Genomic DNA, 12,652 nt, shown 5'->3' on the forward strand with positions numbered 1-12,652 from the left:
CGCGGCTCATTTATATGGCTTCTGCGATGGGAAACGAATTGCAGCATCGCACGGTGCTGTTGAACGAAGCGGTCGATGCGCTGGTCACGCGCGCCGACGGCACGTATGTGGATGGCACGTTCGGCCGTGGCGGCCATAGCCGCCTCGTGCTGGAACGGCTCGGTGAAGCAGGGCGGCTGATCGCGTTCGATAAAGATCCGCTCGCGATCGCGACGGCGCAGAAGATCGCCGATCCGCGCTTTGCCATCGTCCACGAGAGTTTTGCTTCACTGCGCGCCGCGATGGCGGAGCGCGGGGTAGGGCGTGTGTCGGGGGTGTTGCTGGATCTGGGCGTGTCGTCGCCGCAAGTCGACGATCCGGAGCGGGGCTTCAGCTTCCGCGCCGACGGCCCGCTCGACATGCGGATGGACCCGACGCGCGGCGAGTCCGCCGCTGACTGGCTCGCGCGGGCCACGGTGCAGGAATTGACGGAGGTGATACGAGATTATGGGGAAGAACGGTTTGCTTTTCAGATTGCAAAGGCGCTTGTTGCTCGCCGGGCAGAGTCCGACCGTCTTGGGCCTCTCGTCAGCACGGGCGAGCTTGCCCAAATCGTGGCTAACGTCGTCAAAACCCGTGAGAAGGGCAAGGACCCGGCAACCCGCACCTTTCAGGCTATACGGATTCACGTCAATCAAGAGCTTGCGGAGCTGCAAGTCGTTCTAGAAGCAGCGTTGTCGTTGTTGGAACAAGGGGGGCGGCTGGTGGTCATCAGCTTTCATTCGCTCGAGGACCGTATCGTCAAGCGATTCATGCAGGCGCACGCAAGCGCGCCGGCGGTCGACCGCCGCCTGCCGATCCGCGCGGTCGACCTGCCGAGCCCTCCGCTCAAGATCATCGGCCGCGTCTTCGCGAGCGACGCTGAAGTCGCCGACAACCCGCGCGCCCGCTCTGCCGTGATGCGCGTGGCGGAGCGGATCGCGCCATGAACCGCCTCAATATTTTCCTGCTGATCATCGTGATGGGCTGCGCCTTGTCGGTCGTCAACGCGACCAATCAGCAGCGCCAGATCTTTATCCAACTGCAGCGCGCGCAGTCGCAGGAGCGGCAGCTGCAGCAGGACTATTCGCAGCTTCAATATCAGCAGAGCGCGCTGTCCAAAACGTCGCGCATCGAGCAACTCGCCACCGCCTCGCTGAAGATGCAATCGGTCATCACGGGCCGCACCCAGTACCTGACGCTCGCCCCGGGTGCCGCGACGGCGATCGACGCACCCATTCCGACTTCCGCGCCGGCCTCGGCGCCGGTCGCGACGCGTCGCGGAGCAACGCGATGAAAAAATCGTCGGCCCACAAGAGCGTTGCGTTTTCGGCCAACCCGATTCTGTCGGTGCGCCTGCCGATGTGGCGCTCGAAGCTCGTCGTGTTCCTGCTGTTCATGGCGTTCGTCGCACTCGCTGCGCGCGCGTTCTGGATTCAGGGCCCGGGCAACGCGTTCTATCTGAAGCAGGGCGAGATCCGCTATCAGCGCCGCATCGACATGCCGGCCACGCGCGGCAAGATTCTCGACCGCAACGGCCTCGTGCTCGCCACGAGCCTGCCGGTGCGTGCAATCTGGGCGATTCCCGAATCGGTGCCCGACGACCTCGGCGCGGACAAGCTCGACGCGCTCGGCAAACTGCTCGGCATGACCACGAAGGAATTGCGCTCGAAGCTGTCGGAAGACAAGACCTTTGTCTACGTGAAGCGCCAGGTGCCGGTCGACGTCGCAGAAAAAGTCGCGGCGCTCGACATCCCCGGCATTTACTCGCGCGACGAGTACAAGCGCTTCTATCCGGAAGGCGAGATCACCGCTCACCTGATCGGCTTCACGAACGTCGAAGACGAGGGCCAGGAAGGCGTCGAGCTCGGCGACCAGAAGCTGCTCGCGGGCATGTCGGGCAGCCGTCGCGTGATCAAGGACCGGATGGGCCACATCATCGAGGACGTCGACGAACAGGTCGTGCCGCACAACGGCAAGGACGTCGATCTGTCGATCGACAGCAAGATCCAGTACATCGCCTATACGAACCTGAAAGCGGCAGTCGAGAAATTCAAGGCGAAGGCCGGCGCAGCGATGGTGATCGACGTGCGCACCGGCGAAGTGCTCGCGCTCGTCAATTATCCGACCTACAACCCGAACGACCGCTCGCGCCTGACTGGCGACCAGCTGCGCAACCGCATCCTGACCGACACGTTCGAGCCGGGTTCGATCATGAAGCCTTTCACGGTGTCGCTCGCGCTCGATCTGCACCGGGTGACGCCGACTACACTGGTAGATACGGGCAACGGCCACTTCGTACTCGACGGCGCGCCGATTACCGACGACAGCGGCTTCGGCGTGCTGACGGTCGGCGGCGTGATCCAGAAGTCGAGCAACATCGGCGCGACCAAAATCGCGATGCAGCTGCGGCCCGAAGAGATGTGGAACATGTACACGAGCATCGGTCTCGGCCAGGCGCCGAAGGTCGGTTTCCCGGGCGCGGCGGCGGGCCGTCTGCGCCCGTGGAAGAGCTGGCGCCGCATCGAGCAGGCGACGATGTCGTACGGCTACGGCCTGTCGGTGTCGCTGTTCCAGCTCGGCCGCGCGTACACCGCGATCGCGCACGACGGCGAAATCATGCCGGTGACGATTTTCCATACGCCGGGCGACCAGCCGGCCACCGGTCCGCAGATCTTCTCGCCGACCACCGCGCGTGAAGTGCGCGCGATGCTCGAAACCGTGGTGTCGCCGCAAGGCACGTCGCCGGATGCGGCGGTGCCCGGCTATCGCGTCGGCGGCAAGAGCGGTACCGCGTACAAGCACGGTCCGCACGGCTACGACCACTCCAAATATCGTGCCTCGTTCGTCGGCATGGCGCCGATGCCGAATCCGCGCATCGTCGTCGCGGTGTCGGTCGACGAGCCGACGGCCGGTAGCCACTTCGGCGGCCAGGTGTCGGGCCCGGTGTTTTCGGGCATCGCCGGGGATACGCTGCGCGCGCTGAACGTGCCGCCCGACATGCCCGTCAAGCAGATGGTCGTGTCCGACGATTCGGCGCCGCCCGCGCCCGGCGCGCCGGCCACGCCGTCCGAGGCGAAGAAGCTGTCGACGAGCCCCGGCGTGAAGAAGATGACTATTTCCGCCAACCCGAAAAATCATCCAGGAGTCGAGCGATGAGCGCGCTGCGCGAGCAACATCCAGCGCACCGGCAGATCGCCGACGCCCTCGCCTGGCTGCACGCCCACATGCAGCCAGGCGCGCATCTCCACGCGGATACGCGCTCGCTCGCGGCCGGCGACGCGTTCTTCGCTTACGCGGTCGACGGCGCGGACAGCCGCGGCTTCATCGACGCGGCAATCGAGCGCGGCGCGTCCGCCGTGCTGGTGCAACCCGAAGGCTTCAGCGGCACGCTCGATGCGTCGGTCGTCCACGCGGTGCCGGCGTTGAACGAACTCGCCGGCACGATCGCGAGCGCGTGGTATCGCGATCCGAGCGACGCGATGCTCGCGGTCGGCATCACCGGCACGAACGGCAAGACCTCGTGCAGCCAGTGGGTCGCCGCGGCGCTGTCCGCGCGCGGCACGCGCTGTGCGATCGTCGGCACGCTCGGCACTGGGCTCGTCGGCCAACTCGTGCACACCGGCTTCACGACGCCCGACGCACCGCAATTGCAACGCAGCCTCGCGCAATTGCGCGACGCGGGCGCGCAGGCGGTGGCGATGGAAGTGTCGTCGCATGCGCTGCACCAGGGGCGCGTGAACGGCACCGCTTTCGACATCGCGGTGTTCACGAACCTGACGCAGGACCATCTCGACTATCACGGCACGTTCGAGGCCTATGAAGCCGCCAAGGCGCGTCTGTTCGCGTGGCCCGAGCTGCGCGCGGCCGTGATCAATCGCGACGATGCCGCCGGCCGACGTTTGCTCGCGAGCACGCGTAGTCACGCGCGCACGATCGCGTATGGCATCGAGGGCGAGCATGGCGACGCCGACGCTAACGGCACGCCGCAATCCGACGCGTGGCTCACTGCATCGAACGTGCGTGCCACCGCGACCGGCACCGCGTTTCATCTGAGCACCTCGGACTGGGGCAACGCCGAAGTCGAAGTGCAAACGCTCGGCCTCTTCAACGTCGGCAATCTGCTTGCGGTGCTCGGCGTGCTGCTCGCCGCCGACGTGCCGTTCGACGCGGCGCTCGCCGAACTCGCGAAGCTCGAACCGGTGAACGGCCGCATGCAGCGTCTGGGCGGCCGACTGCAAAACGACGAGCCGCTCGTCGTGATCGATTACGCGCATACACCCGACGCGCTCGAAAAAACGCTCGAAGCACTGCGGCCGATCGCGACCGCGCGCGGCGGCGAACTCGTCTGCATGTTCGGCTGCGGCGGCGACCGCGATGCGACCAAGCGTCCGCTGATGGGCGCGATCGCCGAGCGGCTCGCGGACAACGTCGTCGTGACGAGCGACAACCCGCGCAGCGAAGACCCGCTCGCGATCATCGAGCAAATTTCCGCGGGCATGCAGGATACGTCGAAGGCGCGCCGCATCGAGGACCGCGCGAGCGCGATCCTGCAGGCGATCCGCGGCGCCGCGCGCGAAGACGTGATCGTGCTGGCCGGCAAGGGGCACGAAGCGACACAGGAAATCATGGGCAAGAAACGCGCTTTCTCCGATCAGGACCACGCTCGCCTCGCGCTCGCCGCGCGGGCCACACAAACACGCGGAGGTGGCGAATGAACATGTTCTCGCTACGTGCAGCCGCCGCGCAGATCCCCGGCGCGAGCGTCACCGGCGACGACAGCGTGCGCTTCGAGCGCGTGTCGACCGACAGCCGCAGCGCCGGTCCCGGCGATCTATTCATCGCGATCAAGGGCGACCGTTTCGACGCGCACGACTTCCTGCCGCAAGTCGCCGAGCGCAACGTCGCGGCGGTGCTCGTCGCGCGCACGCCGGATAGCTGGAGCGTGCCCGCGATCCGCGTCGCCGATACGCGCGAAGCGCTCGGCGCGCTCGCGCGCGGCTGGCGTCGTCAGTTCGACCTGCCGCTCGTCGCGGTCACGGGCAGCAACGGCAAGACCACGGTCAAGGAAATGATCGCCTCGATCTTCGCGGCCGCGGTCGGCGCGGATGCGCGTCTCGCGACCGCGGGCAATTTCAACAACGACATCGGCCTTCCGCTCACGCTTTTCCGTCTGCATGCCGCGCATCGACTCGCGGTGGTCGAACTCGGCATGAACCATCCGGGCGAAACCGAACAGCTCGCGAAGCTCGCCGAGCCGACGGTTGCCGTCGTCAACAACGCGCAGCGCGAGCACCAGGAATTCATGGCGACCGTCGAGGCGGTCGCGCTCGAACACGCGAGCGTGATTCACGCGCTGTCGCCGGAAGGCACGGCGGTATTCCCCGCCGACGACGCATACGCGAGCATCTGGCGCGTCGCCGCTACCGGCAGTCGCATCATCGATTTCGCGTTGAACAGCGCGGAGCGCACGACCGAAGCCGCGGTGAAGGGCAGGTTCGACGGCAAGCGTTTGTCTATCGACACGCCGCAAGGCCATCTCGACGTCACGCTGCAGGTGCTTGGCAATCACAACGCGCACAACGCGCTCGCGGCGGCCTCCGCCGCGTTGGCAGCGGGTGTGTCGCTCGACGCGATCCAGCGCGGCCTCGAATCGTTCGGCGCGGTGAAGGGTCGTCTGCAGGTCAAGCAGGCTGTGCTCGGCACGCTCGCGGGCGCAACCGTGATCGACGACACCTACAACGCGAATCCCGATTCGATGCGCGCCGCGATCGACGTGCTCGCGTCACGTGAATCGCCGCGTGTGCTCGTGATGGGCGACATGGGCGAAGTCGGCGACAACGGCGCGGCGTTTCATCGCGAAATCGGCACGTATGCGAAACAGCGCGGTATCGACGCGCTGTATGCGATCGGCGACGCCTCGCGCGACGCCTGCACCGCATACGGTGCGGGCGCGCACCACGTCGCCGATGTCGGCGCGCTGGTCGCGCAACTGCAGCAGGCCCGCTTCGGCGCCGCCGCAACGCTTCTCGTGAAGGGCTCGCGCTTCATGCAGATGGAGCGCGTGGTGGACGCCGTTACGAGTCCACAACCCAACGCCGCGGGCACGACGCCCGCTGCACATTGAAATAGAAGGATCCAGGCATGCTACTGGCGCTGGCGCAATGGCTGCAGAATGACGCAAGCTTCTTGCGCGTGTTCAGTTATCTGACGTTTCGCGCGGTGATGGCGACCATCACCGCGTTGTTGATCGGGCTCGTCTGCGGCCCGGCGGTCATTCGCAAGCTGACCGCGATGAAGGTCGGCCAGGCCGTTCGCAAGGACGGCCCGCAATCTCACCTCGTCAAATCGGGCACGCCGACGATGGGCGGCGTGCTGATCCTGCTCGGCATCGCCGTGGCCACGCTGCTGTGGGCCGATCTGACCAACCGCTTCATCTGGATCGTGATGCTCGTCACGTTCGGCTTCGGCGTGATCGGCTGGGTCGACGATTACCGCAAGGTCGTCTACAAGGACCCGCGCGGCATGTCGTCCCGCGAGAAGTATTTCTGGCAATCGGTGATCGGCCTGTTCGCGGCGGTTTATCTCGCGTTCAGCGTGTCCGAGGCGAGCAACGTGCGCGTGTTCGACCTGTTCATGGCGTGGGTGCGCAGCGGTCTGTCGATGGGCCTGCCCGCGCGCGCCGACCTGTTGCTGCCGTTCTTCAAGTCGATCACTTATCCGCTCGGCGTGTGGGGCTTCATCGTGTTGACGTACCTGGTGATCGTCGGCGCGAGCAACGCGGTGAATCTGACCGACGGCCTCGACGGCCTCGTGATCATGCCGGTCGTGCTGGTCGGCGCGTCGCTCGGTGTGTTCGCGTACGTGATGGGCAGTTCGGTCTACTCGAAATACCTGCTGTTCCCGCATATTCCGGGCGCCGGCGAATTGCTGATCTTCTGTTCGGCGATGGGCGGCGCGGGTCTCGCGTTTCTTTGGTTCAACACGCACCCGGCGCAGATGTTCATGGGCGACGTCGGCGCGCTCGCGCTCGGCGGCGCGCTCGGCACCGTTGCGGTGATCGTGCGTCAGGAAATCGTGCTGTTCATCATGGGCGGCATTTTCGTCGCGGAAACGCTGTCGGTGATGTTGCAGGTCACGTGGTTCAAATACACGAAGCGCCGTTACGGCGAAGGGCGGCGGTTCTTCAAGATGGCACCGCTGCATCACCATTTCGAATTGTCGGGCTGGAAGGAAACGCAGGTGGTCGTGCGTTTCTGGATCATCACGTTGATGTTGTGCCTATTCGGTTTGTCCACGCTCAAATTGCGTTAAGCAGCAGTATTTAAGGAAGCAGGCGATGTTCGGCGAGAAGTTTCGGGATCGGCAAAAGCCGATGGTGCTCGTGCTGGGACTGGGTGAATCCGGTCTCGCGATGGCGCGCTGGTGCGCCAGGCACGGCTGTCGGCTGCGCGTGGCCGATACGCGCGAAGTGCCGCCGAACCTGTCCGCGCTCGAAGCGCATGGCGTCGATGCCGATTTCGTCGGCGGTCCGTTTTCGCCGGTGCTGCTCGCAGGCGTCGAGCTGGTCGCGATCAGCCCGGGGCTGTCGCCGCTGGCCGCCGATCTGCTGCCGCTGATCACGGCGGCGCGCGAGCAGGGCATCCCCGTGTGGGGCGAACTCGAACTGTTCTCGCAGGCGCTGCGCACGCTCGGCGAGTCCGGCTACGCGCCGAAGGTGGTCGCGATCACCGGCACGAACGGCAAGACCACGACGACGAGTCTCGCCGGCTTGCTGTGCGAACGCGCGGGCAAGAAGGTCGCGGTGGCGGGCAACATCAGCCCGTCGCTGCTCGACAAGCTTTCCGAAGCGATCGACCAGACCGCGCTGCCCGACGTGTGGGTGCTCGAACTGTCGAGCTTCCAGCTGGAGACCTCGCATACGTTTACGCCGGACGCGGCGGCCGTGCTCAACATCACGCAGGATCATCTGGACTGGCACGGCGGACTCGATGCGTACGCGGCCGCGAAGGGCCGCATCTTCGGTACACGGACGGTGCGCGTGCTGAACCGCGACGACGCGCGCGTGATGGCGCTCGCGCCCGCCAGCGGCGAAGCGGAGATCGTCACGTTCGGCGTGACCGAGCCGAAGAACGACGGCGACTATGGCCTCTTGCGCGACAACGGCATGGTGTGGCTCGTCGAAGCGCAAGATCGCGACGCGAGCGACGAACCGACGCCGAAGCGCCGTCGCAAGAACGAAGCAGCCGCAACGCCCGACATCGCGTTGAAGCGTCTGATGCCCGCCGACGCACTGCGCATCCGTGGCCTGCACAACGCGGCCAACGCGTTGGCCGCGTACGCGCTCGCACGCGCGATCGGCCTGCCCGGCGCGCCGCTTTTGCACGGCCTGCGCGAATATCGCGGCGAGCCGCATCGCGTGGAACTGATCGCGTCGATCGACGGCATCGACTATGTGGACGACAGCAAGGGCACCAACGTCGGCGCGACGGTCGCCGCGCTCGACGGTCTCGCGCAGCGCGTCGTGCTGATCGCCGGCGGCGACGGCAAGGGTCAGGAGTTCGAGCCGCTCGCCGCGCCGGTGATGCGTTGGTGCCGCGCGGTGATGCTGATCGGCCGCGACGCGCCACAGATTCGCGCGGCGCTCGAACATTGCGGCGTCGCGATGACCGATCACGCGACTCTTGAAGACGCGACGCGCGCGGCCACCGCGCTCGCGCAGCCCGGCGACGCGGTGCTGCTGTCGCCTGCGTGCGCGAGTTTCGACATGTTCAAGGGTTATGCACACCGCGCGGCGGTATTCCGCAGCACGGTCGAAGATATCGCGGCCGAACGGGGGACGATGATATGAGCTGGTCGGAACGTTTCGGCTCGCGCGAAGCCGCCGGCGGCAACGGCGCCGCGGCGCGCACGTCCACCCGCACCGGCGGCAGCGGTCTCGCGAGCGCGGTCAACGGCGTGCGGCCGCTGCGCTCGCGCATGCTCGACTACGACCACTCGCTGCTGTGGGTCGTCGTCGCGCTGCTCGGGCTCGGCGTCGTGATGGTGTACTCGGCGTCGATCGCGATGCCCGATTCGCCGAAGTACGCGTCGTATCGCGATTGGGCGTTCCTCGTGCGCCAGATCATCTTCGTGCTGATGGGCGCGGCGGTCGGCGTCGCGTCGTTCCGCATTCCGATTTCGACGTGGGACAAGTACGCACCGAAGCTCTTCCTGATCTCGCTTGTCGCGCTCGTGATCGTGCTGATTCCGCACGTCGGCAAAGGCGTGAACGGCGCGCGCCGCTGGATTCCGCTCGGCATCACGAACATGCAGCCGTCCGAAATCATGAAGCTCGCGGTGACGATCTACGCGGCGAACTACACGGTGCGCAAGCAGGAATACATGCACAGCTTCGCCAAGGGCTTTCTGCCGATGGCCGTCGCGGTCGGTCTCGTCGGCATGCTTCTGCTGCTCGAGCCGGACATGGGCGCGTTCATGGTGATCGCGGCGATCGCGATGGGCGTGCTGTTCCTCGGCGGTGTGAACGGCAAGCTGTTCGGCGGCCTCGTCGCGACCGCGGTGGGCACGTTCACGTTGCTGGTGTGGGCGTCGCCGTGGCGTCGTGAGCGGATCTTCGCGTACCTCGATCCGTGGGACGATCGCTACGCGCAGGGCAAGGCATATCAGTTGACGCACTCGCTGATCGCGTTCGGGCGCGGCGAGTGGTTCGGCGTCGGTCTCGGCGGCAGCGTCGAGAAGCTCAACTATCTGCCGGAAGCGCATACCGACTTCATTCTCGCGGTGATCGGCGAGGAGCTGGGTTTCGTCGGCGTGCTCGTCGTGATCCTGATGTTCTACTGGATCGTGCGCCGTTCGTTTGAGATCGGCCGCCAGGCGCTCGCGCTCGATCGCACGTTCGCGGGTCTGGTCGCGAAGGGCGTCGGCATATGGTTCGGCGCGCAGACCTTCATCAACATGGGTGTGAACCTCGGCCTACTGCCGACCAAGGGCCTGACGTTGCCGCTCGTCAGTTACGGCGGCTCGGGCATTTTGTTGAACTGCCTGGCGATCGCGGTGCTGATGCGGGTCGACTATGAGAACCGGGTGTTGATGCGCGGGGGCAAGGTATGACGGCTCTGCCACAACGCACGCTGATGGTGATGGCCGGCGGCACTGGGGGACATGTGTTCCCGGGGCTCGCGGTTGCCCATCTGATGCAGGCGTGGGGCTGGAAAGTCGTATGGCTCGGCAACCCCGCGGGCATGGAAGCGACGCTGGTACCGAAGCACGGCATTCCAATGGAGTACCTGCGCTTCGGCGGCGTGCGCGGCAAGGGCCTGAAGACCAAGCTGATGCTGCCGGTGAATCTGCTGCGCGCGTGCACGCAGAGTTTGAGCGTGCTGCGCCGCGTGAAGCCCGACGTCGTGCTCGGCATGGGCGGCTACATCACGTTCCCGGCCGGTCTGATGACCGCGCTGAGCGGCCGGCCGCTCGTGCTGCACGAACAGAATTCGATCGCGGGTCTCGCGAACAAGGTGCTCGCAAAACTCGCGAAGCGCGTGCTGGTCGCGTTTCCGGATGCGCTGCCGCACGGCGAATGGACCGGTAATCCGATTCGCGAGGAACTTGCGCGGGCGAATCCACCCAAAGCACGCTACGCGCAGCGTAATGGTCCGCTGAACATGCTCGTCGTGGGCGGCAGTCTCGGCGCCGCGGCGTTGAACGAAGTCGTGCCGCGCGCCGTCGCGCTGCTTGGCTCCAACGAGAGACCGCGCATCGTGCATCAGGCGGGCGCGAAGCATATCGACGCGCTGCGCGAGAACTACGCGGCGGCTGGTTTGCAGGCTGGTGCGGATGTCTCGCTCGTGCCGTTCATCGACGACATGACGAGCGCCTACGAAGCAGCCGATCTGGTGATCTGCCGCTCGGGCGCGATGACCGTGTCGGAGATCTCGGCGGTCGGCGTCGCGGCGCTGTTCGTGCCGTTCCCGTACGCGGTCGACGATCACCAGACCACTAATGCAGCGTTCCTCGCCGACAACGGCGCGGCGCTGGTCGTGCAACAACGCGATCTGTCGGCGGAAAAGCTCGCCGACTGGTTGCGCAGCCAGACGCGGGAAAGTCTCGCGGAAATGGCGGAGCGTTCGCGCTCGCTCGCGAAACCGGATGCCACCGAACAGGTCGCGCAGATCTGCGCGACGGTGGCGGCCGCGGGTTCGATGGCGGGCGTGAGCCCAGAAGGAAAGCAATGAAACACATCGTCAAACACATTCATTTCGTCGGCATCGGCGGCGTGGGCATGAGCGGCATCGCCGAAGTGCTCGTCAATCTCGGCTATCAGGTGAGCGGCTCGGACCTGTCGGGCAACGCGGTCACCGAGCGCCTCGCTGGGCTCGGCGCGCGCATTTCGATCGGGCACGCGGCGGAGAACATCGAAGGCGCGAACGCGGTGGTGGTGTCGACCGCGGTGCGCAGCGACAACCCGGAAGTGCTGGCCGCGCGTCATCGCCGCATTCCGATCGTGCCGCGCGCGGTGATGCTCGCGGAGTTGATGCGTCTGAAGCAGGGCATCGCGATTGCCGGCACGCACGGCAAGACCACGACCACGTCGCTGGTCGCGAGCGTGCTCGCCGCGGGCGGGCTCGATCCGACCTTCGTGATCGGCGGCCGGCTGATCAGCGCGGGCGCGAATGCGCGCCTCGGCACCGGCGACTTCATCGTCGCCGAGGCGGACGAATCGGACGCGTCGTTCCTGAACCTGTTCCCGGTGATCGAGGTCATCACGAACATCGACGCCGATCATATGGACACCTATGGTCACGACTTCGCGCGTCTTAAGCAGGCCTTCATCGAATTCACGCACCGTTTGCCGTTCTACGGCATCGCGGTGCTGTGCGTCGACGATCCGAACGTGAAGGAGATCCTGCCGTTCGTGTCGAAGCCGATCATCCGCTACGGTTTCGCTGCCGATGCGCAGGTGCGCGCGGTCAACGTCGAAGCTCGCGAAGGCCGCATGCATTTCACCGTGATGCGCGAAGACGCGGCGCCGCTCGACGTCACGTTGAATCTGCCGGGCGAGCACAACGTGCAGAACGCGTTGGCCGCAATTGCAATTGCGACTGAACTTGAAGTGAGAGATGCCGATATCCAGCGAGCGCTCGCGGATTTCAACGGCGTCGGCCGACGCTTCCAACGCTATGGCGAGGTGCCGGTTCTCAGCGGCGGCCAGGGCGCGGGCTCCTACACGCTGGTGGACGACTACGGTCACCACCCGGTCGAAATGGCCGCCACGGTGGCGGCGGCGCGCGGCGCATTTCCGGGCCGGCGTCTGGTGCTGGCGTTCCAGCCGCACCGCTTCACGCGCACGCGTGATTGCTTCGAGGATTTTGTGAAAGTGCTGTCGACCGTCGACGCGCTCGTGCTGACCGAAGTCTATGCGGCCGGCGAAGCGCCCATCGTCGCCGCCGACGGCCGCGCATTGGCGCGCGCGCTGCGCGTCGCGGGCAAGGTCGAGCCGGTGTTTGTCGATACGGTGGATGAAGTGCCGGACGCGCTGTCCACGGTGGTGCGCGACGGCGACGTGGTGATTACGATGGGCGCGGGTTCGATCGGCGGTGTGCCGGTTCGCCTCGCTCAGGAACTGAAGGTGTGA

The 12,652-nt window shown here is 66.1% G+C and carries 10 protein-coding genes; all 10 read left to right on the top strand.

Annotation, left to right across the window (positions count from 1 at the left end; genetic code table 11):
• Positions 1–14: 14 nt before the first annotated feature.
• The 10 genes from rsmH to murC are packed head-to-tail and all read left to right on the top strand — an operon-like array spanning position 15 to position 12,652.
• Positions 15–968: a 16S rRNA (cytosine(1402)-N(4))-methyltransferase RsmH gene (rsmH, locus tag OKW44_RS31900; protein ID WP_035471062.1), complete on the top strand. Its 954-nt coding sequence runs from the start codon at positions 15–17 to the stop codon at positions 966–968.
• Complete coding sequence (gene ftsL, locus OKW44_RS31905; RefSeq protein ID WP_018421895.1) at positions 965–1,315, top strand: cell division protein FtsL; 351 nt, start codon at positions 965–967, stop codon at positions 1,313–1,315. The genes rsmH and ftsL overlap by 4 nt, the downstream gene beginning before the upstream one ends.
• The gene (locus OKW44_RS31910) at positions 1,312–3,177 is read left to right on the top strand and encodes a peptidoglycan D,D-transpeptidase FtsI family protein (protein WP_018421894.1); all 1,866 of its coding nucleotides are present in this window, start codon (positions 1,312–1,314) and stop codon (positions 3,175–3,177) included. Before ftsL ends, OKW44_RS31910 begins: the two co-directional genes overlap by 4 nt.
• Positions 3,174–4,736: a UDP-N-acetylmuramoyl-L-alanyl-D-glutamate--2,6-diaminopimelate ligase gene (locus OKW44_RS31915; RefSeq protein ID WP_018421893.1), complete on the top strand. Its 1,563-nt coding sequence runs from the start codon at positions 3,174–3,176 to the stop codon at positions 4,734–4,736. The genes OKW44_RS31910 and OKW44_RS31915 overlap by 4 nt, the downstream gene beginning before the upstream one ends.
• Entirely contained in the window at positions 4,733–6,145 is a 1,413-nt protein-coding gene (locus tag OKW44_RS31920) for a UDP-N-acetylmuramoyl-tripeptide--D-alanyl-D-alanine ligase (protein ID WP_018421892.1), read from the top strand. The genes OKW44_RS31915 and OKW44_RS31920 overlap by 4 nt, the downstream gene beginning before the upstream one ends.
• 17 nt (positions 6,146–6,162) lie before the next feature.
• A complete protein-coding gene (gene mraY, locus OKW44_RS31925; RefSeq protein WP_018421891.1) occupies positions 6,163–7,332 on the top strand; it encodes a phospho-N-acetylmuramoyl-pentapeptide-transferase in 1,170 nt (389 codons plus the stop codon).
• 25 nt (positions 7,333–7,357) lie between these two features.
• Positions 7,358–8,869 carry a UDP-N-acetylmuramoyl-L-alanine--D-glutamate ligase gene (gene murD, locus OKW44_RS31930; RefSeq protein WP_018421890.1) on the top strand — a complete coding sequence of 504 codons (1,512 nt, stop codon included), beginning with the start codon at positions 7,358–7,360 and terminating at the stop codon, positions 8,867–8,869.
• A complete protein-coding gene (ftsW, locus tag OKW44_RS31935) occupies positions 8,866–10,131 on the top strand; it encodes a putative lipid II flippase FtsW (protein WP_018421889.1) in 1,266 nt (421 codons plus the stop codon). Before murD ends, ftsW begins: the two co-directional genes overlap by 4 nt.
• Positions 10,128–11,252, top strand: coding sequence for an undecaprenyldiphospho-muramoylpentapeptide beta-N-acetylglucosaminyltransferase (gene murG / locus OKW44_RS31940; RefSeq protein WP_018421888.1), 1,125 nt, complete (start codon positions 10,128–10,130; stop codon positions 11,250–11,252). Before ftsW ends, murG begins: the two co-directional genes overlap by 4 nt.
• Complete coding sequence (murC, locus tag OKW44_RS31945; protein WP_018421887.1) at positions 11,249–12,652, top strand: UDP-N-acetylmuramate--L-alanine ligase; 1,404 nt, start codon at positions 11,249–11,251, stop codon at positions 12,650–12,652. Before murG ends, murC begins: the two co-directional genes overlap by 4 nt.

This window comes from Paraburkholderia lebeckiae, assembly GCF_050436325.1.
GTDB classification, from domain to species: domain Bacteria; phylum Pseudomonadota; class Gammaproteobacteria; order Burkholderiales; family Burkholderiaceae; genus Paraburkholderia; species Paraburkholderia tuberum.